This is a genomic window from Anaeromassilibacillus sp. D41t1_190614_C2, from assembly GCF_015558525.1.
In the GTDB taxonomy this organism is placed as follows: Bacteria; Bacillota; Clostridia; order Oscillospirales; family Acutalibacteraceae; genus Anaeromassilibacillus; species Anaeromassilibacillus stercoravium.
Map to the genome: position 1 here is coordinate 195,669 of NZ_JADMOD010000002.1, position 25,811 is coordinate 221,479.

Annotated in this window: 21 protein-coding genes, 1 tRNA gene and 1 other annotated feature; of the genes, 8 read left to right on the forward strand and 14 right to left on the reverse strand. The window is 51.3% G+C overall.

The features are described from left to right. Positions 1–51 precede the first annotated feature (51 nt). Positions 52–1,422 carry a sensor domain-containing diguanylate cyclase gene (locus tag I2G69_RS04050; RefSeq protein WP_191405714.1) on the forward strand — a complete coding sequence of 457 codons (1,371 nt, stop codon included), beginning with the start codon at positions 52–54 and terminating at the stop codon, positions 1,420–1,422. 383 nt (positions 1,423–1,805) lie between these two features. Here the strand turns inward: I2G69_RS04050 and secF are convergent, their stop codons facing one another. The 4 genes from secF to asnS form a co-directional block, all read right to left on the reverse strand. Next, a complete protein-coding gene (gene secF / locus I2G69_RS04055; RefSeq protein ID WP_195560253.1) occupies positions 1,806–2,777 on the reverse strand; it encodes a protein translocase subunit SecF in 972 nt (323 codons plus the stop codon). After that, positions 2,774–4,186: a protein translocase subunit SecD gene (gene secD, locus I2G69_RS04060; RefSeq protein WP_191405713.1), complete on the reverse strand. Its 1,413-nt coding sequence runs from the start codon at positions 4,184–4,186 to the stop codon at positions 2,774–2,776. The genes secF and secD overlap by 4 nt, the downstream gene beginning before the upstream one ends. A gap of 867 nt (positions 4,187–5,053) precedes the next feature. Further along, on the reverse strand, positions 5,054–6,346 hold the full coding sequence (locus I2G69_RS04065) for an aminotransferase class I/II-fold pyridoxal phosphate-dependent enzyme (RefSeq protein ID WP_087231930.1): 1,293 nt from the start codon (positions 6,344–6,346) through the stop codon (positions 5,054–5,056). A 371-nt stretch (positions 6,347–6,717) separates the two neighbouring features. Continuing rightward, a complete protein-coding gene (gene asnS / locus I2G69_RS04070; RefSeq protein ID WP_087231927.1) occupies positions 6,718–8,112 on the reverse strand; it encodes an asparagine--tRNA ligase in 1,395 nt (464 codons plus the stop codon). A gap of 208 nt (positions 8,113–8,320) precedes the next feature. Here asnS and I2G69_RS04075 point away from each other — a divergent pair. The 7 genes from I2G69_RS04075 to I2G69_RS04105 all read left to right on the forward strand — a co-directional run bounded on the left by I2G69_RS04075 (position 8,321) and on the right by I2G69_RS04105 (position 13,376). Next, positions 8,321–8,407 (forward strand) — tRNA-Ser (locus I2G69_RS04075). Between the two features lie 118 nt (positions 8,408–8,525). Continuing rightward, complete coding sequence (locus tag I2G69_RS04080) at positions 8,526–9,053, forward strand: nitroreductase family protein (RefSeq protein WP_195560254.1); 528 nt, start codon at positions 8,526–8,528, stop codon at positions 9,051–9,053. After that, on the forward strand, positions 9,044–9,427 hold the full coding sequence (locus I2G69_RS04085) for a DUF5655 domain-containing protein (RefSeq protein ID WP_087231922.1): 384 nt from the start codon (positions 9,044–9,046) through the stop codon (positions 9,425–9,427). The genes I2G69_RS04080 and I2G69_RS04085 overlap by 10 nt, the downstream gene beginning before the upstream one ends. A gap of 366 nt (positions 9,428–9,793) precedes the next feature. Beyond that, a complete protein-coding gene (locus tag I2G69_RS04090) occupies positions 9,794–10,414 on the forward strand; it encodes a TetR/AcrR family transcriptional regulator (RefSeq protein ID WP_191363138.1) in 621 nt (206 codons plus the stop codon). Between the two features lie 146 nt (positions 10,415–10,560). Next, the gene (locus I2G69_RS04095) at positions 10,561–11,484 is read left to right on the forward strand and encodes a T6SS immunity protein Tdi1 domain-containing protein (protein WP_191363137.1); all 924 of its coding nucleotides are present in this window, start codon (positions 10,561–10,563) and stop codon (positions 11,482–11,484) included. Between the two features lie 42 nt (positions 11,485–11,526). Continuing rightward, a complete protein-coding gene (locus I2G69_RS04100) occupies positions 11,527–12,012 on the forward strand; it encodes a hypothetical protein (protein ID WP_087231913.1) in 486 nt (161 codons plus the stop codon). A gap of 185 nt (positions 12,013–12,197) precedes the next feature. Further along, entirely contained in the window at positions 12,198–13,376 is a 1,179-nt protein-coding gene (locus tag I2G69_RS04105; protein ID WP_191405711.1) for a DUF1266 domain-containing protein, read from the forward strand. A 254-nt stretch (positions 13,377–13,630) separates the two neighbouring features. Here the strand turns inward: I2G69_RS04105 and tyrS are convergent, their stop codons facing one another. The 10 genes from tyrS to yfmF all read right to left on the reverse strand — a co-directional run bounded on the left by tyrS (position 13,631) and on the right by yfmF (position 25,660). Next, on the reverse strand, positions 13,631–14,860 hold the full coding sequence (gene tyrS / locus I2G69_RS04110; protein ID WP_191363135.1) for a tyrosine--tRNA ligase: 1,230 nt from the start codon (positions 14,858–14,860) through the stop codon (positions 13,631–13,633). A 54-nt stretch (positions 14,861–14,914) separates the two neighbouring features. Next, positions 14,915–15,158, reverse strand: a binding site (T-box leader). A gap of 29 nt (positions 15,159–15,187) precedes the next feature. Continuing rightward, entirely contained in the window at positions 15,188–16,864 is a 1,677-nt protein-coding gene (gene recN / locus I2G69_RS04115) for a DNA repair protein RecN (protein ID WP_195560255.1), read from the reverse strand. Between the two features lie 6 nt (positions 16,865–16,870). Further along, a complete protein-coding gene (locus tag I2G69_RS04120; protein ID WP_087231896.1) occupies positions 16,871–17,320 on the reverse strand; it encodes an arginine repressor in 450 nt (149 codons plus the stop codon). A 1-nt stretch (position 17,321) separates the two neighbouring features. Further along, on the reverse strand, positions 17,322–18,164 hold the full coding sequence (locus tag I2G69_RS04125; protein ID WP_243252621.1) for an NAD(+)/NADH kinase: 843 nt from the start codon (positions 18,162–18,164) through the stop codon (positions 17,322–17,324). 11 nt (positions 18,165–18,175) lie between these two features. Continuing rightward, positions 18,176–18,994, reverse strand: coding sequence for a TlyA family RNA methyltransferase (locus I2G69_RS04130; protein WP_195560256.1), 819 nt, complete (start codon positions 18,992–18,994; stop codon positions 18,176–18,178). Positions 18,995–19,058: 64 nt separating this feature from the next. Then, positions 19,059–20,921 carry a 1-deoxy-D-xylulose-5-phosphate synthase gene (dxs, locus tag I2G69_RS04135; protein ID WP_195560257.1) on the reverse strand — a complete coding sequence of 621 codons (1,863 nt, stop codon included), beginning with the start codon at positions 20,919–20,921 and terminating at the stop codon, positions 19,059–19,061. A 33-nt stretch (positions 20,922–20,954) separates the two neighbouring features. Further along, the gene (gene folD, locus I2G69_RS04140) at positions 20,955–21,812 is read right to left on the reverse strand and encodes a bifunctional methylenetetrahydrofolate dehydrogenase/methenyltetrahydrofolate cyclohydrolase FolD (RefSeq protein ID WP_087231884.1); all 858 of its coding nucleotides are present in this window, start codon (positions 21,810–21,812) and stop codon (positions 20,955–20,957) included. A gap of 23 nt (positions 21,813–21,835) precedes the next feature. Next, on the reverse strand, positions 21,836–22,999 hold the full coding sequence (gene lgt / locus I2G69_RS04145; protein ID WP_191363132.1) for a prolipoprotein diacylglyceryl transferase: 1,164 nt from the start codon (positions 22,997–22,999) through the stop codon (positions 21,836–21,838). A 100-nt stretch (positions 23,000–23,099) separates the two neighbouring features. Further along, positions 23,100–24,380, reverse strand: coding sequence for an EF-P 5-aminopentanol modification-associated protein YfmH (yfmH, locus tag I2G69_RS04150; RefSeq protein ID WP_195560258.1), 1,281 nt, complete (start codon positions 24,378–24,380; stop codon positions 23,100–23,102). Continuing rightward, complete coding sequence (yfmF, locus tag I2G69_RS04155) at positions 24,377–25,660, reverse strand: EF-P 5-aminopentanol modification-associated protein YfmF (RefSeq protein ID WP_191363130.1); 1,284 nt, start codon at positions 25,658–25,660, stop codon at positions 24,377–24,379. The genes yfmH and yfmF overlap by 4 nt, the downstream gene beginning before the upstream one ends. Positions 25,661–25,811 lie beyond the last annotated feature (151 nt).

Sequence of the window (25,811 nt, forward strand, 5' to 3'; positions counted from 1 at the left end):
CAAGTGCAGTACATAGAGCATTTTTAATTTCGGATAAGAGGTGACGCAATCATGATGGACAAACCAGACGATTTGACCGGTCTTGTTGACGCGATTGACGACGTTTCGGAACTGGTCTATGTCGCAGATCCAGAAACCCATGATCTTTTGTATATGAATCGAGCCGGTAAAACAGCTTTAAATATTGATTCCTTAGAAGGTTTGAAATGCTATAAGGTGATTGAGCTACAGGATGCCCCCTGTCCGTTTTGCACCAATCAGTATCTCCGAACAGATGAAACCTATAGCTGGGAAACAACTAACCCTGTTACTGGCCGTCATTATCTTTTAAAGGATCGGCTAATCAAATGGGACGGGAAACTGGCGCGCTTGGAAATTGCATTCGATGTCACAGATTATGAAAAAGAAAAAAAAGATTTGCGGTATGCGTTAGACACCCAGCAAGTGGTTCTAGACTGTATTCGAATTCTATATAAGGAACAGGATCTGGATAAAGCGCTCAATCAGGTATTGCAGATCATCGGGCAATATCTTTCCGCAGACCGCGCCTACATTTTTAAAATCCGGGGCGACAAAATGGACAACACACACGAGTGGTGCCGTGAAGGTGTTGTGCCGCAGATCGATTCTTTACAGGGATTGGATGTTTCCATTGTTATCCCCTGGGAAAATGAGTTGCAAAACCATCAATGCATCATTATGAAAGACATCGAGGAAATCCGGGGGGAAAAAGTCTATGACGTCCTTTCCCCACAGGATATCCAAAATATGGTGATCGCACCCTTGGAAGAGAACGGGCAAATCAATGGATACTTTGGTGTAGATAATCCGCCCCGTGAGAAAATTCGTAACATCGTCTCTCTTTTGGAAACCTTGCGCTATTTCATTATGATTACCTTTCAGAGGCACATGGATGAACGCCGTTTACAGCATCTAAGCCTTCATGATACCCTAACCGGCTTTTACAACCGCAACAAATACATTTTGGATATTCCTGAAATCGCGAATGCGGGAGGGTCTGTTGGTGTGGTATTTCTCGACTTCAACGGACTCAAAGAGATCAATGACTTTTATGGCCATTCTTATGGGGATCAAGCGTTGAAAAAATGTGCAGAGAAGATGCGGGCTGTATTTGGAAATGCAAATTTGTATCGCACTGGCGGCGATGAGTTTGTGATTATTGCCTCAGATCAATCTGAAACCGCATTTCTTTCGCTTGTAGATACCTTAAGGGCCTCCCTCACGGAAGAACAACTTCCTGTTGCAATGGGATATCAATGGCAGGAGACTTCCAGCGATCTGAAAACGTTGATTACCTTAGCGGATCAACATATGTATGAGGATAAACGCCGTTTCTATAAGGATTCTGTTTCGTCGGAAAATCCTACACGTCGCCCGCGCAATAGCTCTTGTATTGAATAAAAAGGAACGCATTTGAATCATTTTCCCACAATATGTTCACCGTTCCCTTGTGAATTCTTCCCTGCTTTCCCCATGTCCTAGCATGGCCAACCGTGAGGAGCCCCCTCCCATTCGGAAGAAAAAAGGACGTTTGATCCTCTCGTTGGGGGGGTATAAAAGCCTGACCACACGTATTGCACCCTTGCAAGCCTAAAGGACATGGAGAAAGAGCATGTTACTTTATAGAAAAAGCAAATTGGCTCCATTTGTGCAGCTAGGGTGCTTCTTAAAACTCTGGGCGAAGGGTGCAGATATCCGACCTAAAAGAGCGTAAAAAATAGCGCCGTTGTTTTTACAACGGCGCTATTTTTACATATATGCAGATTTTCCTCTTAAAGGACTTTTTATTTGCTCTCTACAGGAGCAGCTGCATTTCTCTTTTTCTCTCTATGCTCTTCCCACGCCACATAGAGCGGGCCTGCAATGCAAACGGAAGAATAACAGCCTGCAACAATACCCACCATCATCGGGAGTGCAAAGGTCGTGACAGAAGTCAATCCATAGATACTACCCACGACAAAAACCGCTGCGATCGCCACAAAAGTCGTTAGGGATGTATAAATGGAACGTGTCAATGTCTGATTGATGCTGGCATTAACAAGCTCTGCATAGGGGGTCTTCGGTCCCATCAGGCGGCGGTTTTCACGGATGCGGTCATAAATAATAATCGTATTATTCAGAGAATAACCGAGAATCGTCAGCACGACCGCCATGAAGCTGTCGTTAATTGGCATTCGGAATACCACGAACACAAAGTAAACAATCAAAACGTCATGCAACAGGGCGACAATAGCCATCGCACCGGCCGTCAAGCCGCCAATCTTCCGAAAACGGAAACCAACATACACAAGCAACAAAATAAAAGCGATCAAAACAGCCATCGCACATTTCAGAAGGAAATTCTTGCCCATTGTCGGATTGACCGAACTGGACTCCACCACCTCAAAATGTGCATCCGGATATTGCTCATCGAGTGCTGATGCAATGCTTTGCTGTTCCTCCAAGGAAATCGAATCTGTCCCCGCAAAGGAGATGGATACGCTGTTGTTCGCTTGTGTGGGATCGTCTACTGTGGACATATCTTCATGGATACGAACCGTAACGTCTTTTCCACTGGCATCCTTCACAATGTTTTCCACTTCTCCCTGCTGGATACTACCAGAATAGGAATAACGGATGACTGCGCCGCCAGTAAACTGAATATCCAAGCTTGTGCCGAAAATGAAATTAAAAATAATACCAATCGCTATAATAGTCAACGAAATCCCAAAGAAGATCTTTTTTCTTTCGCAAAATTTGATATGATATGTTCTCATTTCGCGGCACCTCCATATAACCATTTATTGCGGAAGCATTTGAATCCCGAGACAGACTTCAGCATCAAACGGGAAGCGCCGACGCCCATAATGAAATTACCAATGTTGCCAACCAGCAACGTATAGCCGAACGAATACACCGAACCTGTGGTGGAAGCACCAAAAATCCAAGACAGGATATTGGTCGGGCCGAACACCATCATTAAAATGAGGGCCACCATCATCGTGGTGATATTTCCGTCAAAAATAGCCCAGAAGCTGTTGGCGAAACCTTTCTGAATTGCGCCGTCCAACGTTTTATCGGAATTGAGTTCTTCCTTAATACGGGTAGATGTAATGACATTTGCATCAACCCCCATGCCAATCGAGAGAATAATACCTGCGATGCCAGGCAGGGTCATCGTAAAGCTATTAATAAACGGGAAGAAGCCGGACACTGCTGCAAAGCAAAGAGCAATCTGGCCAAGCAAGGCAATGATCGCCACAAACCCAGGCAGGCGGTAAACGATCAACATAATTAAACAAACCAGAATAAATCCGATGATTCCGGCCAATTCCATCGCACTCAGTGCGGATGCGCCCAACGTCGGGCTGACCGTGCTGAAGTTTGTCGTGACAAGCTTAAAGGGCAACGCACCAGCGTTGATCTTATTCGCTAAGTCGGAGGCTTCCGCTGCGGTAAAGTCGCCCGTAATAGAGCATCTGCCATCGGAAATCACCGAATTTACCGTCGGGGCAGAAATCATGGTATCATCCATCCAAATAGAAATAATCTGTCCCTGCAAACGCTCGGTTGCATCTGCAAATTTCTGAGCACCGTCTTCGCTCAACTGCAAGGTAACTTCATACTGCGTGGTGCCCGTTGTTGGGTCTTGGTACATCTGGGCCTCTGCACTTGTAACGTCGCTACCCTCCAGGATGACCGAATCTGCCGTCGTTCCTGTCGGCGTCTTATATACCGGGTTGCCGTCCGCATCTGTCTCCTGCGTGGCATATTCATTCCCCTCACGGAATGTCAGCATTGCCGTTGCAGAAAGTTCTTCAATTGCAGATTCGGGATCAAAACTTGTCTCATCATTTTTCCAAGGGAAGCGGACAATGATATGATCCTGATTATAATCCACATACAATTCATAGTCCGTGATATTCTGGTTGACCATACGAAGTTCAATGATTGCCCTAGCAGAATTCAATTGATCTTCTGTGGCCTTCACACCTTCTGTATCCGGGCTGAAGGTTGCCTCGACACCGCCATTGATGTCGATTCCCCACCGAATGTCGCTCGCACCTTTTATGTAGGTGATGGTGTTATCTCCGTTTTGCCCATGTACCCCAAATAAGGAGACATAAGTGAAAACCAAGATAAGGAGGGCGACGATGAAAAATACTGGTTTTCCTACTCGCTTCATGCGTAAATCCTCCAATGTCTTTTGGTTTCTGCGCTGCCCCGCAGACGTAACAGAACTTATTATAGATTTCTTATTCTAAAAAGTCAACGAATTTGGTGCAAATCGGCCAATAAAATTATTTATTGTCCGTTTTTTTGCCTAAAGCGACCAGAAAATATGAATTAATTATATCTCCTATACTTGTATATGAATAATCCAATCTATTAATAAACCAGCAATGTATTTGAGCTCAGAAGTGCTAAACTGTATTGATCCCCAAAAGAGGGTATTAAAAATGACCATTTCATCACCCGTCCTGCGGTGCATGAACCAGTTGTTTTCCACGTTTTAATGGCTACATTCCATTTTTTAGCTTTCTGTTGTAGCTACCAAAGCTCTAGAATAGGACCTTATATAATGCGGCCCCTGACTGGATACACGATATCCCTAAATAAGCTTCGAACCATGCTGGCTTTTGGACCTGATAGAACCGAACCTTCTATTCAGCCTAAAAGGCAATCACAACCACTAGAAAACTAGTGGTTTGCTCAGACCCCAGAGGGGTCAGTACTTGCTGACCCCTGGAAAGGGTACTGAAAAATATCATCGCATCGTTTGCCCTGCTACTGGTAAACCAGTTCTCTTTGGTACTTCATAGCATTCTGCGAGAGGGACACTTTTCGCGAAAATCCCCGCCTTCCTTTCAGAACCTCCGTACCATTCTTTTTCCTTTGAAGAACGAACGATTTTTTACTTTTTCTTTTGCCAAGGTTTTTTTACCTACCCCCGGTAGAACCGGGGGTTTTGTCATGCTGAAAGCGATAAAGAAAAAGCGGATACGCTTATTAAACGTATCCGCTGCTAAAGCAGAAATAAGCTGATATACAATTATGCCCGGTCTGCAAGAATTTTTTCCACCGCGGCAAGCTGAACAGCGATACAGAACAGATCCATCGCCAGCTCCAGCTCAGAAACCGGCGGATACGTCGGAGCTACGCGGATATTGCGGTCACGCGGGTCTTTCTGATACGGGAAAGTAGCGCCCGCACCCGTCAAAGTGACGCCGGCTTCCTTGCACAACGATACTACACGCTTTGCGCAGCCGTCCATAACATCCACACTGACAAAATAGCCGCCATTCGGATTGGTCCACTCCGCAATATTCTTCCCACCGAGCGCAGATTCCAGCTTTTCCTGGACAACCTGGAACTTCGGCTCCAAAATGGCACGATGCTTTTCCATTTGCAGCTTTACCCCATCGAGATTGCCAAAGAAGTAGATATGACGGAGCTGGTTCAGCTTATCCGGGCCGATCGTTTGATAGGAATAATGCTCACGGAATACCGTGAGGTTGTGCTCGCTGGCACCCATGGCCGCCACGCCCGCACCGGGGAAGGTAATTTTGCTCGTGGAAGCAAAGAAAATAGGCATATCAATGCTGTGCTGCTTACGGCACTCATGCCACAAGTTCAGCAGCGTGTCCGGCGTATCGGTCAGATCATGGACACAGTAGGCGTTATCCCAGAAAATCTTGAAATCGGGCGCCGCAGGCTTCAAAGCGGCGAACCTGCGGACGGTTTCATCCGAATACGTAATGCCTGTTGGGTTGGAATATTTCGGTACGCACCAAATGCCTTTGATGGTCGGATCGTCTTTGACCAACGATTCTACAACGTCCATGTCCGGGCCCTGATCCGTCATCGGTACAGTGATCAGTTCAAAGCCAAAGTACTCGGTAATTGCGAAATGCCGGTCGTATCCCGGAGAAGGGCACAAAAACTTCAGATGCCCCTGCTGGCTCCAAGGCTTGCAGCCTGGGAAACCATGCGTCATAGCGCAGGAGATCGCATCGAACATCATATTCAGGCTGGAGTTGCCGCCCACAATGATATTATGATCGTCAATGCCCAACATCTCTGCAAACAGCTCCCGCATTTCCGGCAGTCCATCGCCCAGGCCGTAATTGCGGCAGTCGTCTCCGGTGGAGGCGTATATATTTGAAGTGGAATTCAAAATGTCCAGCATCGGCATGGAAAGATCCAACTGATCCACACCGGGCTTTCCGCGCGCCATATTCAGCTTCAGGCCTCTGGCCTTAAAGTCCGCATAGCGCTTTTCCAAGTCCGCCTTTTCTGCGCTAAGCGCCTCATTTGACATTGAACGATAATCCAAAACCAGCATCTCCTTTAAATAAAAAATGCATTAAAACTATTTATCCCTGCATCCCATTTCGAAAACGTTCCTATAACCCGTCTTTACCACATAAAAACACGATGGGATTTGCGCGTTTCAGCGCTCTTCCTATTGTAATCGATCAACCAAAAAAACGCAAGTCAAAAAAGCTCTTCTTGCATTTTTTGGAATAAGGCAGATTCTATGGACACTTTTGCGCAAATTCTTGTCAATATCGACGACGGGATGCAACCTGTTTCCCTGCAAAAAAGGGCCACATGCCGTTCTCCTTCCCCATCTGCTTGGAAAACAAGCAGGGAAAAGAAAGACATGTGGTCATTTTGCAAGATCTTATCGAAATTTACGCAGAATTCTTCCCATTAGAATTCTGCCGTACCGGTTGTGCGCGGGAAGGGCAACACGTCGCGGATGTTGGCAATTCCAGTGAGGTACATCACAAGGCGCTCAAATCCAAGGCCAAAGCCCGCATGTTTTGTACCGCCATACTTGCGCAGATCCAAATACCACCAATAATTTTCCTCTTCCAGCTGGAAGTCCTTCATCCGCTGCTGGAGGATCTCCAGACGCTCCTCACGCTGGCTTCCGCCGATGATCTCTCCGATGCCGGGTACCAGCAGGTCCACAGCGGCGACCGTTTTGCCATCGTCATTCAGGCGCATATAGAACGCCTTGATCTCCTTCGGGTAATCGGTCACAAATACCGGCTTTCCAAAGACCTGTTCTGTGAGGTATTTTTCGTGCTCGGTCTGTAAATCGGTGCCCCAATCCACCTTATATTCAAAATTCTCGTTGTTCTTTTTCAAGAGCTCTACCGCCTCGGTATAGGTCACTCGGGCGAAATCGGAATTCACCACGTTGTTCAAGCGGTCTACAAGCCCTTTATCGACAAATTGGTTAAAGAATGCAATGTCCTGCGGGCAGGTGTCCATCACATAGCGGATCACAAACTTCATCATATCTTCTGCCAGCTGCATGTCATCCTGCAAGTCTGCGAAGGCGATCTCCGGCTCGATCATCCAAAACTCCGCCGCATGGCGCTGGGTATAGGACTTTTCCGCACGGAAGGTCGGTCCAAAGGTGTACACCTTGCCGAAGGCCATCGCCATGCATTCGGCCTCCAATTGGCCGGAAACCGTCAAAGATGTGTGCTTCTGGAAGAAGTCCTGGCTGTAGTCAACAGCGCCATCCTCTGTACGGGGCAGATTCTCTGGGTCCAGTGTCGTGACGGTAAACATCTCGCCTGCCCCTTCGCAGTCGCTCCCGGTGATGAGAGGCGTGTGGGCATAGACAAAGCCATTTTCATTGAAGAATTTGTGAATCGCATAGGCCGCTGCACTGCGCACACGGAATGCCGCGCTGAACGTATTGGTGCGCGGGCGCAAATGTGCGATGGTACGCAAATATTCCATGGTATGGCGCTTCTTTTGCAGCGGATAGTCCGGCGTAGAGGCCCCCTCCACGATAATCTCCGAGGCATGAATTTCAAAGGGCTGCTTTGCCTCCGGCGTCAGGAGCAGTTCTCCTGTGACAACAATGGCAGAACCAACATTCAACTTTGCAATGTCCTTATAATTGGGCAGCTTATCCGCCTCAAAAACGATCTGCACGCCCTTAAAGCAGCTTCCATCGTTCAAATCAATAAATCCGAGCGCTTTCGAATCTCGAATTGTGCGCGCCCAACCGCATACAGTGACCGTCTTTCCTCCGAGCTCTTCCATGCCGGCATAGAGCTCTTTAATCTCTGTTCGCTTCAAAGTACTTGATCCTCCTGTTTTCTGCGCGCAAAAGCCATGGCTGCTGCGCGTTTCATTCATATGTTTCTATATTATAACAGGACACCTATCGGTGCAAGTAAAATATTTACGCAAAATTTAAAAAATCTTGTAAAACCCCCTTGATTTTTTCAAAAGAATCCGTTATAATGATCAAGCTGTCACCGATGATGACAAAACAAAGCCATTTGGAGAGGTATTCTAATTGGTAAGGAGCCACATTGGAAATGTGGTGTGCCGCAAGGCATTGTGCGTTCGAGTCGCATCCTCTCCGCCACAAGAAATTCCAAACAATTCGCTTCGGATTGTTTGGAATTTTTTCTTATATTCCGTTGTGATGCGCTTGACTTCCCCACGAGCTACCTGACCAAATTTATATAATGGGAGGTTTCCCTATGGATTTTCTGGAGATTGCAAAATCGCGCCAGAGCTGCCGCGCCTATGACAGATCCCGCCCGGTGGAGCGTGAAAAGCTGTTAGCCTGCTTGGAAGCGGCCCGCCTTGCCCCCTCTGCCTGCAACGCCCAACCCTACCATTTTACATTGGTAACCGGCAAACAGGCCGAAGCGGTGGGCAACTGCACCCGCAGCCTCGGGATGAATGCGTTCACAGAATCGGTTCCGGCATTTGTGGTAATCAGTGAGGAACCCTACAATCTGACTGCCGGTGCTGGCGCAAAAGTTAAGGGACAGGACTACCGCTCGGTGGATATCGGCATTGCAGCGGCCTACTTTACCGCGGAGGCCACCGCGCAGGGATTGGCCACCTGTATCCTCGGCTGGTTTGAAGAGAAAAAACTGCAAACACTGTTACACTTGCGCCGTCCTGTGCGCCTGGTGATTGCGGTTGGCTATGCGGCACCAGGGGACCCACTGCGCGCCAAAAAGCGCAAAACAATGGAGGAGCTGACGACATGGAAGTAAGTGCAGAAAAACTCTTCTTTTTTGAAAAAGATCCCGCTATGCTGGACGTCTACCTATCCATTGAAGCGGTACTTTTAAAGCGCTATCCGGGAATTCACGTCAAGGTGCAAAAAACACAGATCACCTTTGCGGGCCGCCATGGATTTGCCTTTGTTTCGCTGCCATTCCGAAAGGTGAAGGGACGTCCGGAGCACTATCTGATCCTTTCTTTTGGGCTCTCGCACCGCATGGACTCCCCGCGCATCGCGATTGCCGTCGAACCTTACCCCAACCGCTGGACTCACCATGTCGTGATCCAAAACGCTAGCGAGCTCAACAGCGAGATTTTGGGATGGTTGGATGAGGCGCACGCTTTTTCGGAGAGCAAACGATAGCAGATGCTGCTGCAAATTTGAGCGTTTGCTTCAGCCTCTTGCTGTCAAAATCCAAGCAGTTTCTTCGCTTTATTTCTCCTAATGTGTTTAGAAACGATTATATTGCATAAAAAAGGCTTGCGCCGCTTTTCAACGGCTGCAAGCCTTTTTGTCATCTGAAAACCACTCGCCTAGCGAGTGATTTTCAGATGACAAAAATGGGCAAGTGTGGCCATACTTGCCCTGCTTGCCAAAATGTGCGCTTTCCGGAAGTATCAGTGTTTGAGAAGATCAGAGCTGTGCTATTTCGTTCTTGCGTTATCCTATTCGATGTGGTAAAATAAAGTCAAAATTTAGAATTTGTTTTTATTATGAGAAGGTGACGGAGTGCCAAAGGTTGCTTATTCTGACGAGGACAGAGAACGTATTAGGATGCAGCTTGTTACAGTTGGGCTTGACCTAATGGCAAAACAAGGCATACAACATACAACCGTGGAGCAAGTATATAAAAAAGTTGGTATTTCGCGAACGTTCTTCTATTCCTTTTTCGCAACGAAAGAAGATTTGATTGTTGAAACGCTTTACTTGCAACAGCCCAAAATCATCAAGTATGTACAAACGCTGATGGCCGATCCTGCTTTAAGCTGGCGTGACGCAGTGAAACAATTTCTCCATGCCTGTTGTTATGGAGAAAAAAATGGAATTGCTGTTTTAACGATTGAAGAACAACAGCTCATTTTCAAGCGTCTATCAAAGGAAAGCTATCAAGTGTTCCGCCAAAAGCAACTTCGTCTTTTTGGAGAAATTTTAGAAAACTTTGGAATAAGGGCAGATACAGCAAGGATCAATCTATTTACGAATTTAAGTTTGACAGCGATGGTTGTACGCAGAGCCATCCCCAATACGCTTCCCTTGTTTGTTCCGGAGGCCGCTGATGAGACGGTCGATTTTCAACTGAATGCGATTGTGGATGCCTTGGAGAAATTGAAAACAGCCCCCACTCCTTGATGGGTGGGAATGAAAAATCCGTCCGAATATTATGGTTTGGCGTCATATTCAGATGGATTTTACTTTACTCAAAATAAAAACAAATTTTATTATTTATCTTTATTTTATGGCTATGAGAACGAAAACCAAACAAAGGAGGACACACGATGAACGTATTTGATCTGTTCGTAAACAAATATCCGCCGGGTAATGACTTGCGAAAACCAACCGCTGAAACGCTGGAACAATTTCAAGGAAAACTGCCGGCAGAACTCCTTGACTTTTGGCAGGAATATGGCTTCGGAAATTATGGCGGAGGATTACTGAAAATTATAGATCCTACGGATTATATTGATACGCTCACACTTTGGCTGGGTGAGCAGGAAGATTGCTTCCCCATTTTAATGACTGGATTCGGAACACTTTTTATTTACCGCAAACGATCTGAAACAGCCGGCGATATGTGTTTGCTGGACATTCACTACCGCAGATCAGGCAGTTTTTCTACCGGTTTTTCCGATTTTTTTGAGCGTATCCTTCCCGCTGAAAACTTTGCGGAACAATTTTTGCGAGTGGACTTATTCCAAGAGGCATCCGCTAAGCATGGCGGCCTTGCAGAGAATGAGATTTTTTTCTTTGCTCCGGCTTTGGCGTTTGGCGGAGCCGAGTCCATTCAATATGTCGAAAAAGGGAACGCCGTTGTTCATCAGCACCTGTTATTTGAAATGGGAACGGACAATTCTAGTGCTGCAAAGCCTGACGATATGTGGTCGCAAGCCTATGAAGCCAACCCCCATGTATTTGAATTGGAGAACGGCGGTTTAATGGTTAGCTTTCCCTTTTCGGAAACGGTGGATACCATCTTGCCAATAGCACCAGAAACGCTATACGAGATTGAGGGAGAGACGGTTTCGCTGTGGGCGCTGACGTTTGTTAGCTTGACAAAAGAGGAAAACCTCGGCTTTTTGGAGTATCACAGGGCTTTGCAACGGCTACAGCCCTACATTGTAGAAACAAGAGGGGACTATCTATTGATCCGTGGCATGAGCCTGGCGGAGATGGAATGTGTTTTGTCGGACGCCATAGATTGATCGCCATTCATTTTCAAAAATACATATTTAGGAGGAAAAAGTATGGGCTTTTTTAGCAAGTTGTTTAAGGGACCGGAAATCGATATGGAAAAGAGCCATGCAAATGCAAAGAAAATGCGCGCTCTATTTAACCAGGTCGTTGAAGGCGGGGACAATTATAGGCTGATTTTCGGATATACCGAGGATGTGAGCCGCTTCAATTATGGATTTGTTCATGGGAGTAAAACGAAAATCGGAAATTTAATTGTCGGCTGGAACGAGGCCAGTCAAACGATTGTGGTCGTTCCCACGGTACCCGATCTTTCCGGCTGTGGTGATCCGACCTACTATCGCCGCTCTGAAATTTTGAAAGCCTATCGAAACAAATACCCTACCGATGCGTTTATCATTTACCCAGATAAAAAAGGATATATCGGTATCAATGCCTATGATTGGCTGGAAGATGAAAAGCTATATGTCTATGTTTCGCAGGACGAGGAGTTGGCCGCTTTTACTGACTTCTTTATGAACAGATTTGCAACAAAGTGAGGTTAAAATGCCTTTGGGAGAAATTGGAGCGATCCTGCTGTTCCTTTTGGTGGTATTTATATTTGGTAATCTGTGGTTTCATTTTATAGAAGCAATATTAAGACGGATCAAAAAGCTGTTTACACGCCGCCAAAAACCTCCGGCATGGCATACGCTCCCCCCTGATGAGGAGGACAGAAAAAAAGATGGATATAAACGAAATTAGGAAACGGGCGCAACAAGCCCGTGAGAAGGCCGCCGATGCGATGAAAAAGACTTTTGAAAAAAGCGAAGAACTGGTTAATAACCTCGAGGTTTCCAGCTCTGAAAAAGAAGCATCTATATCTGCTGCTGAGGCAGAGGAACAGATCCATGCCAGCACGGAGCGGCAAGTAGAAATTCTTGGTCAGATATTAGGGGCCGATGGTGTGGCACAAATGGCCGTCAATGAGGAACTATTACAAAAAATGGTCAATGAGAAAGTCGCTGAAGCTACTGCTTCCACTACAGAGAACTTGATGGGGCAACTTTTTGGAGAAGATATGGGCGTTCTCGCGGCGGCTCTGGAAATGCTGGAGATGGAGGATGCCGACGAAGAGGAAGAACCCGTATGGAATTTAGAACTGGAGCAAAACCTTTATATTACCTTGGATGAAACGATGGCTCGGCTTGAGGCCATCCCTGAGCCAGAACCGATTCCTTACCAAAAAAATGACGCAAAATGGGAACGCTTTGGCATCTTGCTGTCTGGTATTGTATCGACCCTTAACGACCACAATCTGTATAGTATGGATGTGGAGGAACATATCCCAGTCATGGAACAGAAAGTCGTGTCCCTTGTACGCCGCTCCTGGGGGATAAATGGTCGTAGCGATCTGCTGGATATGATCCGCTATTTAGCACAGGAGGGCTATATCCTGCGGTATCAGCTTTATAGTGAGGCATCCTCGCCGGAGGAACTGATAGACGAAACCATGGACGAGGATGACTGTGAGTCTACCAGGCGGGCATGGCGGTTTGCACAACGGTATAAAAGCCAATATGCCCCTGGCTTTATGGCTGGATGGGATATTGGCCGGGCGGCGATGCTGACCCGTTGGGGCTGCTATTTAGGCTGGCTCACGGAAAGCGAAGCTGTTGGTATTCTCTGGGATCTCTCTCAAAAGGTTGTGGAGGAACTGCATAGCTGGCGCGAATTTGCCCAGTCTTATCTTTTTGGCGGTCTTATGTGGAAATTGCTATGCGGTGACAGCTCCGCTGGAAGTTACCTGGGCTATATTGCAGACGCCGCCACAGACCTGTTGACTGGAAAAGCAGAGCAAGACAGCGGACAATGGCGGGATTGCCCTTGGCCTGCACAGAGAAAAATCGGTTTCACATTGTAAACCTTTCGAAAATTACTGTTATTCACCAGCCTCCAACGGAAACGGCATATAAAAACGTTGGATTGGCGGCTATGCGGAAACGCAGGAAAGAAAATTAAGCAGCCGCCCAACGGGAGTATTTCATTCTGAATGGAAAAAGGATAAAAGTCAAAGGACAGCGTATCGTCCCAACTGCTGTCCTTTGACTTTTTCTGCAAACTACAATAAATATCCCCCGGCGGCGGAGCCGGGGGATATTTATTCATTGGTCTTGGTTATTCCAGTGTTACTTTGTGGAACACTTTCTTACCCTTTTTAATAATCACATACTTCTTTTCGAAGTCCTTCTCCAGGGAAAGTTTCGCAGAAATCGACGGTACCTTCACATCGTCTACCGCAACGCCGCCCTGCTCAATCAATCTGCGGCCTTCCGCGCGGGACGGAGCAAGCTTTGTCTTAACCATCAGGTCAAGCACGCCGATTTCCCCGTCGGTGAAGTCCGCCTCGGTGATCGCAGTAGAAGGCATATTGTCGGTATTTGCGCCCTTGCCGAACAAGGCGCGCGCACCCTCCTGGGCCTTCTTCGCCTCTTCTTCGCCGTGGATCAACTTGGTGACCTCATAGGCGAGGATCTCTTTTGCCTTGTTGAGCTCGCCGCCTTCGAGCTTTTCCAGCTCGTTGATCTCTTCCAGCGGCAGGAAGGTCAAAATTTTCAGGCAACGGATGACGTCTGCGTCGTCCACATTGCGCCAGTACTGGTAGAATTCAAACGGCGAAGTCTTTTCCGGGTCGAGCCAGACGGCGCCCTTTTCGGTCTTGCCCATCTTCTTGCCCTCGCTGGTCGTGAGCAAGGTGAAGGTCATGCCGTAGACCTCTTTGGCCTCTTTGCGGCGGAGCAGCTCCACGCCGCCGATGATGTTGCTCCACTGGTCGTCGCCGCCCAGCTCCATCACACAGTTGTAGCGATGGTTGAGCTCGAGAAAATCGTAGCTCTGCATCAGCATGTAATTCAGCTCGAAGAAGGAGAGGCCGCGCTCCAAACGCTGCTTGTAGCACTCTGCCGCCAGCATCCGGTTGACGGAGAAATGCACGCCCACCTCGCGCAAGAAGTCAATGTAATTCAGGTTAAGCAGCCAATCGCCGTTGTTCGCCATAATCGCTTTCCCCTCGGAAAAGTCGATCAGGCGGGACATCTGCTTCTGGAAACAGGCGATGTTGTGGTCGATGGTCTCCTTGGTGAGCATCTTGCGCATGTCGGTCTTTCCGGACGGGTCGCCGATCATGCCCGTGCCGCCGCCGAACAGGGCGATCGGCACATGCCCGGCCTTCTGCATCCAGGACATCACCATGATCTGGACAAAGTGGCCCACATGCAGACTGTCCGCTGTCGGGTCAAAGCCGATGTAGAAGGTGATCTTGTCGTTGTTCAACAGATCCCGGATCTTTTCCTCGTTGGTCGTCTGCGCGATTAAACCGCGCGCTTTCAGTTCGTCGTAAACGCCCATTTGTTTTCCTCCATTCTGTGTTGGGGGCAAAAGAAAACGCCCCCTGCGATTTTTGCAGAGGGCGGAGAAATTCCGCGGTACCACCTCAGTTTACCGCACCCTCACGAATGCGGCCTCATGGGTACAACCATACCCGTGCGCGTTAACGTGCGCCACCCCGGCCGGATCTACTGACCATCTGGCGTTCCACCCGGCGGCTCCAGGATGTATTTCCGCAGACCGCTGCTCCCGCTTCCACCAACCGCAGGCTCTCTTTGCCAGCCGCATTCCGCGTACTTCTTCCCTTCGATGCCATTGCTCTCATTATATCCAACGGGTTTCAAACTGTCAAGGCGTTTTCTTCGCCATTTGCAGCATTTCTTCCGCATTTTGCAGCAAAAGCTCGGTGATCTCGGTGCCGCCCATAATCCGTGCCAACTCCCGTTTGCGCCCCTCATGATCGAGCGCTGTCACGTTGGTGTAGGTGCGGTCGTGCTCCACATGCTTTTTGATCTGGAAATGGGCGTCCGCCAGGGAAGCGATCTGCGCCAAATGCGTGACACAAATCACCTGCCGGGTGCGCGATACCTCCCGCAGCTTGAGCCCTACCTTTTGTGCTGCACTGCCGCTGATCCCGGTGTCAATTTCGTCAAAGATCAGCGTTCCGATGTGATCCGTACCCGCCAATACGGTCTTGATCGCCAGCATGATCCGGGAAAGCTCGCCGCCCGAAGCGATCTTCGCCAATGGCTTAGCCGGTTCGCCCGGGTTGGTAGAGATCAAAAACTGTACTCGATCGCATCCGGAGGGACTAAGTGCCCCTTCCTCGCGCTGTACCAGAAACGTCACGTTCGGCATGTCCAGGAAGGTCAACTCTTCCTGCACGCGCTTTGCAAACAGAGCGGCGACCTCTTGCCGCTTGGCGGAAAGCGCTTTTGCACAGCGCCAAGCTTCGGCCTCGGCTTCCTGATGTTCTTTCGTCAAACGCGCGATATGCGCATCGGAAAGTTCGATATCGGAGAGCTGCTTTTTGCAATCTTCCAAAAAGGCGAGCATCTCCTCCACGCTGCCGCCGTATTTCAAGCCGAGCCGGTACAACTGATCCAACCGGCCTTCGATCTGCTCCAATTCCTCCGGATCGTACTCCAAGCCATCGGCCAGGCCTCCGATCTCTGTGTTACAGTCCTCCAGCTCGTATTGTACACTGCGCAGCCGCTCCTCCAGGGAGGCTGCCGCGGGCAGATACCGCCCTGCATCGGCCAGGGCATCCGCTGCGTCGGTCACCGCCGAGAGCGCCCCTTCCGCCTCGTCCTCTCCATCCAGCGCCAACTTCGCCGCCTGCAACGCACCGGCGATCTTTTCGCTGTTCCGATAGAGGTCGCGCCGTTCGGTCAGCTCTTCCTGCTCTCCCGGCCGCAGCTGGGCCGCCTCCAATTCGCCGATTTGATAGGTCAGCAAGTCGATCTGCCGCGCTTTCTGGGCTTCATCCATCTGGAAGCCTTCCAGCTCCTTTTTTACGCGGTTCATGCGGCGATACGCCTCTTGATACGCCTGCAGGAGCGCTTGGGGAACGCCCATCCGGTCCAGATAGCCCATATGGGACTCCGGGGACAGCAGCCCATAGCTCTCATGTTGGCCATGGATATTGATCAGCTGTGCGCCGATCTCACGCAGAACCGAAACGGTCGCCGGCCGGCTGTTGATGCGGCAGGAGGATTTCCCCTCTGCGCTGATTTCACGCTGCAACAGAAGCGTCCCGTCCTCCTCCGCTGCATATCCAAGCTCCCGGATGGCTTCCAGAACGTTTTCCTCCACATCGGAGAATGTTGCGCTGACAAAGGCAGAGCGCGCCCCTGTGCGGATCAGATCCCGCGAAGTGCGCTCCCCCAACACGGCGTGCAGCGAATCAATCAAAATCGACTTTCCTGCGCCTGTTTCACCCGTAAGGACGTTAAAGCCTCCTTGAAAGTCGATGGATGCCCGCTCAATCACCGCGATATTTTCAATATAAAGCTGGGTCAACATCGCTCATCACCCGACAATCCTTTTCAGTTCCGCCACCAAGCGTTCCGCGGATTCATCGTCCCGCGTCACGACAAAGATCGTGTCGTCCCCCGCAAGAGTCCCCACCACGGATTCCCAATGAAGGCCGTCCATAGCGGCGCAAATCGCCTGTGCCATTCCGGTCAACGCCTTGATGACGACGATGTTGCGCGCGCAGTCAATGGAGATGGAAGAATCCGCCAACAGCGAAAAGAACTTAGAAGACAGGTCCTTTCCCGTTTCCTTGCCGGTCGAATAGCGGTATTTGCCATCGTTGGAGAGGGTTTTCACCAGCCGAAGTTCCTTGATGTCGCGGGAAACGGTCGCCTGCGTCACATCAAATCCATCCTCCCGAAGGAGCCGCAGCAGTTCCTCCTGCGTGTCGACGCTGTGTTCATTGATAAGCTCCAAGATTTTGGCATGCCGCCTCGTTTTCATTTCAGGATCTCCTCTCCGCTAATTTTTGATTGAGTACTTCATAGAAATTGTTCTGTTTGAGCTTGATAATCTGCGCCCGATACCCTGAACGCCGGATATAGATGGCGCATTGGTCCGGCACCGGAAGCGCGCGCTCCCCGTCGACGGTCAAAAAGACCTCGCTGTCCTCATCCCGCACCGCATGGGCCTCTAAAACGGCATCGCCGCCAAAGACAACGGTCCTGGCAAACAGGGAATGCGGACAGATCGGCGTCAGCAAAATACACTCCATGCTTGGGTCGATCACGGGCCCACCTGCGGAAAGCGAGTAGGCGGTGGACCCGGTCGGCGTGGAAAAAATCAGGCCATCCGCCCGGTAGCCGCACATATTTGCACTGTTGAATAGCACCTTAAAATCGAGGATTCGGGAGAGCGACCCGCGGGAGATCACCGCGTCGTTCAATGCGTAATACGTCTGATGCGCACCGTCTAACACAGTATCCACCTGCAAAAGCATCCGGTTCTCAACGGCATACTTTCCGGTGACAAGCCCTTCCAGCTTTTCCAGCTCATCCGCTTCCAAGCCTGCCACAAATCCCAGGCGGCCCACGTTGATGCCCAACACAGGCTTCCCGGCCATCGCCGCATGTTTGGCCGCATGGATGATGGTCCCGTCGCCGCCGACCGCCACAACAATGTCACAGGCCGCCAGCCCCTGATAAAAATCTTCACAAAACTGGACGCCGCTCTCCGGAAAGTCCATCCGATACCGGCAATCCATCGAAACTTCCATCCCAAAGCGGTGCAGTTGGCCGACGATGCGTTCCGTATGAAACAGAGCATTTCTCTTGGTTAGGTTTGGCATAACAAAGACATTCAATGCGACTCACCACCATTTAACACCCTGTGCGACTCCTCCACCAGCGCCGGAATATCCAGAGGGACGCTGTGGGTCTGCTCGGATTTGGAGAGGAACGCCAGGTATTCGATATTCCCCTCCGGCCCTTTCACCGGAGAGAAGGTCAAACCTTCCACCGAAAAGCCGTTTTCCAGGACAAAATGTACGATCTTTTCCACCACTTCCACATGGATAGAAGGCTCGCGCACCACGCCCTTCTTCCCCACCTTGCCGCGCCCGGCCTCGAACTGGGGTTTGATCAGGCATACCGCCTGCCCGCCATCCGCCAAGAATTTCCGTGCCACAGGCAACACTAGGCATAGGGAGATGAAGGAAACGTCCACACTGAAAAAATCCACCGGCTCCGGGACCTGTTCGTCCGTCAAATAGCGCACATTGGTGCGCTCCAAATTCACCACACGCGCATCGGTGCGCAGTTTCCAGGCCAACTGCCCATAGCCGACGTCGATGGCATACACCTTTCGCGCACCGTTTTGCAGCATGCAGTCCGTAAAACCGCCCGTGGATGCGCCGATGTCCATGCAAACCTTGTTTTCCAGGGAAATGGGAAACTGCTCCATCGCCTTTTCCAGCTTCAGCCCACCCCTGCTGACATAGGGGAGCGCCGCCCCGCGCACTTCAATCTTCGCCGTAAGCGGCAGCATGGTGCCGGGTTTATCAGATTTTTGATTGTCCACATAGACGTTGCCCGCCATAATCATAGCGCGCGCCTTTTCACGGCTCTGCGCAAGCCCCTGCTCAAAGAGCAGGCAATCCAGCCTTTTTTTCTCCGCCACTTTTTTACTCCTAATATCTCTATTTGTATCTCTGTTTTCAGGGTATATAGTATAATTTTTGATTCTATTTCCAATTCTGTAGGGTGTCCGTCACCGTGCGGTATATCCCGTCGGCGTCCAATCCCAAATCATGCAAGGATTCCTGCATGGTCGCGTGCCGCACAAACCCTTGGATGGCGCGCAGTACATAGGCGCCGTGGAATCCAGCTTCATGCAGCAGATGTTCAAAGTGCTCACCCACGCCGCCCTGCTCGATGCCCTCTTCAAAGAAAAAGACATGCTTGGCGCCCTTGGCGGCCTCGACCGCCCCGGCTGATACCGGCTTGATACGGTTGAGCTTGACAATATGCACAGAAATCCCCTGCTTTTTCCAACGGGAAAACGCCTCGCATGCGAACGAAAACAGACGGCCATACGTTACCAGCACGGTACCGGCGCCTTCGTCCCCATAGAGGTCAAACGCCTTCCCACTCGGTTGATAATCGTACGGGCGGAAAAGCTGCCCTCCCCGCGGGTAACGGACCGCAGCCACCCCTTCGCAATCGTACAGCGCCGTTTGAAGGTCTTTCCGCAGCTCGTCGTAATACGCGGGCGAAAACACCGTGCAATTGGGGATGGTATTCAAAAAGGCCGCATCAAAAATGCCCTGGTGCGTCTCGCCGTCCTCCCCCACCACGCCAGCGCGGTCGATGGCAAAGGTGACCTTTACATTTTGCAGCGCCGCGTCGTGGATGATCTGATCATAGCCGCGCTGAAGGAACGTCGAATAAATCGCACACACCGGCCGCATTCCACCGGCCGCCAGCCCGCCCGCAAACGTCACAGCGTGTTCCTCCGCAATGCCCGTATCGAAAAAGCGGTCTGGGAACCGTTTGGCAAACTCGGTCAGGCCCGTCCCCATCTGCATCGCTGCCGTAATCGCACAGATGCTCCGGTTATTTGCAGCTGCCTCGCAGAGGTACTGCCCAAACTGGCTGGAAAAGTCCTCGCTGTTGGAGAGCTTCTTGCCTGTGTTCACATCAAACTTGGAAATCCCGTGAAATACGCCGGGGTTCTCCTCCGCAAAGGAATACCCCTTGCCCTTTGCCGTAATAACATGCAGCAAAATCGGGTGCTCAATGTGCTTGGCATTTTCCAAGACCTCCAATAGCTGCGGAAGGTTATGACCGTCAAAGGGACCGTAGTAGACAAAACCCATATCTTCGAACAAGGTATTGTTGTACAGCAGATGTTTGACCGCCGTCTTTGCGCCGGAAATAGCGCGATGCAAGGAGGGGCCTACCCCCGGCAGCTTATCGAGCGCGGATTCCAGATTCCCCTTAGCGCGCAGATACCCCGGTTTGGTGCGAATCTGCGCCAAGTAGCGCGCCATCGCCCCCACGCTGCGGGAGATCGACATCTTATTGTCGTTTAAGATCACAATAAAATTCTTTGGGAAACGCCCTGCATTGTTCAATCCTTCATAGGCCATGCCGCCCGTCAAAGAACCATCCCCAATGACCGCGATCACATGCCCCGGCTCGTGACGGACCTTCTTCGCAACCGCCATCCCGTAAGCAGCAGAAATGGCGGTGCTGGCATGCCCTGCATTGAACGGGTCATACGGGCTTTCCGCCCGGTTGGGATACCCGCAGAGGCCGCCGCGCGTGCGGATGGTGTCGATCTGCTCCCGCCGGCCTGTGAGGATCTTATGGGTGTAGGCCTGATGGCCCACATCCCAGACAATCTTGTCCTGCGGCGCATGGAACACCCGGTGCAGGGCAACGGTCAATTCCACCACGCCCAGGTTGGAGGCCAAATGGCCGCCGTTGTGAGCGACCGTTTGAATAATCTTCTCCCGGATCTCCGAGCAGAGCATCTCCAACTCCTTCTCCGAGAGATTCTGCAAATCGTCCGGTTGATTGATCTGATTGATAAGGTTCTCCATCCGAAAGCCCCCAGTATTGCACTGTGGGCCGTTTTACATCGAAAGCCCGTTTTGCAGCCGGGCCGCCGTCAGGGTGTTGCGCAGGAGCATGGCGATCGTCATGGGCCCCACGCCGCCCGGAACCGGCGTGATATATCCAGCGATCTTCTCCACCTCGGCAAAGTCCACATCGCCGCAGAGCTTGCCGTTCTCGTCGCGGTCCATTCCCACATCGATCACAACCGCGCCGGGCTTGACCATGTCTGCCGTGACGAATTTCGGTTTGCCCACCGCAGCGACCAAGATATCCGCGCGTTTGCAGATTTCCTTGAGGTTTTTCGTCTTGCTGTGGCAGATCGTCACAGTCCCGTTGTTATGTAGCAGGAGCATGGCCATCGGTTTGCCGACAATGTTGCTCCGGCCGATTACGACGCATTCCTTGCCCTGGATCTCAATATCCTGCGAACGGAGCAGTTCGATGATGCCCGCCGGCGTGCAGGGCAGAAAATGGAAATTGCCGATCATGATGCGGCCCACGTTGGAAGGATGGAATGCGTCCACATCCTTTTCCGGCACGATGGCCTCCACCACAGCTTCTTCGTCCAAGCCGTTCGGCAGCGGGGACTGCACCAAAATGCCGTTGATGTCCTTCTTGTTGTTCAACTTCTCAATGAGCTCCATCAGTTCTTCCTGCGTGGTCGTGGCAGGCAGGGCATACTCTTCCGAATAGATGCCCGTCTGTGCGCAGGCCTTTTTCTTATTGTTTACATAGGTGCGGGATGCCGGATCGTCGCCGACGATGACCACCGCCAGGCCGGGCGTCACGCCCTGCTGCTTGAGCTGCTCGACTTCCTCTGCCACCTGTGCGCGCACACTTGCGGAAACTGCCTTCCCATCAATCAACTTTGCCATTTCCAATTCCTCCTATACCAATTTTAATCTTCCTGATGTCCATTGTCTGGATCGTCCGATCCTTCTTCCCGGGAACCCTCCGCCGGTTCATCCGGCACGGGAGTTTCCGAACGCTCTTCCTGTACAGCTGCTACCGGCTCTTTTTCTTCCGGCTCCGTCGGGTTCTCATCCTCCAGGCTGGCCGGTTCTGTTTCTCCCTGCGGTTCCTGTAAGGATTCTATCTGTGTCAAAGCATCTGCGTCTGCTTCTTCTCCCGCAGATTCCAACTCCACAGATTCCCCATCCACAGCTGTCTCCACGGAATCCCCCTCCGTTTCCACCAATTCCTCCGGCACCGATTCCTTGAGGGCATTCATCGCCATGACCTTGGCGGAACCACATCCGGAAAGGCTCGTGCGGTTTCGGAATACAATCAGCAGGACAACGCCGGCCAAAACCGTGGCAGCTGCCACCAGCTGGGAGACGCGCAGATCGAAGAATGGGGTCAGTAGGCTGTCCGTGCGCAATCCTTCGATGAAGAACCGGCCGAAGCCATACCAGACCAAATAGAGAAGAAAGACCTGTCCGTCGTATCTTCTGAATTTCCTGCAGAAGATATGTAGCAGGACAAATCCCAGCAAACACCATACCGACTCATAGAAGAAACAGGGATGTACCGGGCCGTTCACCACCGCCTGGGTTCCCTCGCTGACCATTCCCCAGGGCAGATCGGTCTGGCTGCCGAACGCCTCCTGATTGACAAAATTTCCCCAGCGGCCGATGCCCTGTCCAATCAAAAAGCCCAATACTGCAACATCCAATACCGCCGGAACCCTTAACTTGCAAATCTTCGCGGTGATCACACCGCCCAGCAATCCACCGATGATGCCTCCATAGATGGCAAGCCCACCCTCGCGGATATTAAAAATCTGCATGGGATCGCGGATATAGAGATCACCTGGATAGAACAATACATAGTACAGCCGTGCCCCGATGATGCCAGTGACCATGCCGACCAACACGCAGTTGACCAGCTTATCGCTATTGATATTCATCTTTTTACAGCTGAACATGGCATAGAGGAACGCCAACATAAATCCGACGGCGATGATGATGCCGTACCATGCGATTGGAGTATCCCCGATGTAGAAAGCGGTGGGGTCCACATGGAATTCCCAGCCGAGTTTTGGAAATTGTACCGTATACATTTCAAGTCCACCTTCCCCGCGCGCGGTAAAAAATCAGGAAAGCCGCCAAGCTCCGCGCGGGAAGCCTGGCGGTTTATTCTATTCTGCCTTGATAAACGGGTTACTCGACCGGATACACAACCGACAAGGCCGAGTAAGCCGGGTCAAGCTGCTCTTCCAAACGTTTCTGAACAGATTCCAGTGTTGCATTCGCCAGGTCGTCGATATAGGTATAAAGCTCCCGGCCGGCAAAGGCGAAGGACGCCATTGAATTGGCGATATTGTCCACGCTGTTCAGCGCGGCGATGTTCCGGCCATAGAGCGCTTTCTTCGCGCGCTGGAACGCTTCCTGATCGATCCCTTCCCGGCGCAGGCGGTCTGCCTCTGCGCGAATCTCCTCCGCAACGCGGTCCGGGTCCTTGGACTCCCCGGAGAAGATGATCGAGGCGTAGCCCGGCCCTTCAAAATACTCGTATCCAAACGAGGATTCGTTGACCAATCCCGCATCCAACAGGCGGCGGAACAGCGGTGAGGCGTCAGAGGCCATCAGCTCCAACAAAATTTCGGTCTCCGCGAGTTCCTTGGTCGTGCGCCGGCTCACGGCATTCTCCTTGAAGCCGAGCTCAAACAGCGGCGTCACAACCGACAGCTTCTGTTCCACACGCGGCTTGACAACCTCGCGCGGCTCCTCCTCAAAGATGCGCTCGATCTCCACCGGCGCAGAGGGCTTGAGCATCCGGTCGCAGAGATCCAGCACTTTGTTCAACTCCACGTTGCCGGCAACGCAGAGCACCATATTATTCAAATTGTAGAAGGTATGATAGCAGCGGTAGAGCAGCTCCGGCGTGATCTGGGCAATGCTCTCCACCGTACCCGCGATATCCACCTTGACCGGGTGCTTGTGATACAGCGCCTCCAACAGGTTGAACATCACACGCCACTGTGGGTCGTCGTCGTACATGCGGATCTCCTGGCCGATGATGCCTTGTTCCTTTTGCACCGTCTGCTCGGTGAAATAGGGGGACTGCACAAAGTCCAGCAGAATCTCCAGCGACTCGTAAACGTTCTCCGTGCAGGAGAAGAGATAGCAGGTCACATCAAACGAAGTATATGCATTGGCGTTCGCACCGGTCTTGGCATACCGTGCAAACGCATCCCCGTCCTCGCTCTCAAAAAGCTTGTGCTCCAAATAATGGGCGATGCCCGCCGGTACCGTACAGGCTTCCGCCTCGTCGGAGCGCTTGAAGGTGGTGTCCACCGAACCGTAGCGGGTTCCGAAAACCGCATAGGTGGAATTGTTCTGCTCCTTTGGATAGACAAAAATACGAAGGCCGGAGGGGTGCTTTACCTCATAGTACCGGTCCCCCACACGGCCGCTCTTTACTTCTCGAATCACATTCATTGCGCATCCTCCCCATTTCCCACCAAGCAGTATACGGTGTCTAAAGTCACCCGGTTGGCCGCGTCGATGATTTCCTGCCGCGTAACGGCGTTGATCTGTGCGGCAGCTTCCTCCGGCTGCTGCGAATGGCTGGCAAAGGTCTGGGAAAGATACCAGTTTTCCAGTCCGCCCAAGGAGTCCGAAAGCGTCCGGTAGCTGTTGCAAAGGCTCATCTTTGCCGCTTCCACTTCGCTCTCGTCAAAATTCCCCTGCTTTACCTCATCGAGCTGGCGCAGGATCTCTTCCTTCGCGCGCTCCATATTCTTTACTTCCACGCCGCTTTGCACCAGCATAATCCCCTTCATGCTGTTGTAGGACGCGCTGCAATAATAGCACAGGCTCAACTTTTCACGCACATTTAGGAACAGCTTCGAATTCGGCGTACCGCCAAACAGGGCCGCCATCAGGCGCGTGGCCGGGACCTCTTCGTCGGGGGTTGCGGTGCCGGTCCGGAAGCCCATCACCAGCTTGCCCTGCGCCACATCCATTTTTTCGGTCACCGTGTTGACCTTTTCTGCCGAGCGCACCACCTTTGTCGTGCAGTCGGCCGTCTTACGGCTGCCGAGCGTCTCAAACGCAGCGCGGAACCCTTCGTAAACCGGCGCGGGGTCGCAGTCGCCCAGCACCATCAATTCGATCTTTGCGGTATCCAGAAGGCGCTTCCACGCCGCGGTCAGAGCGGGGCGCTCCACCCGAGCGATGTCCTCCTTGCCGCCGTAGCGGTTGACGCCATACGGTTCATCCGCACACATGATCGCTTCACAGCGCTGGCGTGCATAGGTGCGCTTATCGCTGTATTCCGAATCGATCAGTTCCATCGTCTGGCGCTTTTCCTGCTCAAAGCCGTCCTCCGGGAAAAGGCCGTCCACCAGGGGCGGGTCAAAGAGAATGCTGCACAGCAGCTTTGCCAGTTCCCCGGAAATAGCCTCGCCCTCCAGCGCATAGCGGTCCGCGATGCCGGAAGCCGAGAGGGAAAGCACCTGCAAATCGCCGAGCTTCTGGACATCTGCATTGAGGGATGCGCCGTAGAGTTCGGCAAGCCGTTGCCCCAGCTTCGTAAAGTCGGGATATTCCCGGCTGGCCCGGCTGAGCAAAAACGGCAAAAGCGCATTTTCCGCCGCGGTCTGACGGCTCATCGGCACGATCAGATGGGCTGAAATGCGCATCGTTTTGAATTTCGTATCGCGAATACTTCTAAAATTGACACCGTCACAGATCGCACGCTGTTCAATTCCGATCATTCCATCATCTCCAAATTAAAATCAGTATGCAAACAGAAACCGGAAGCCGCATCGCGGGACAAAGCGCCGCAAACATTCCCACGGCGAAACGGCTGCTGCATGGTTTCAATATCGAACGCCCAGGAAACTTGGGACTGGCTGGCCAATAAAC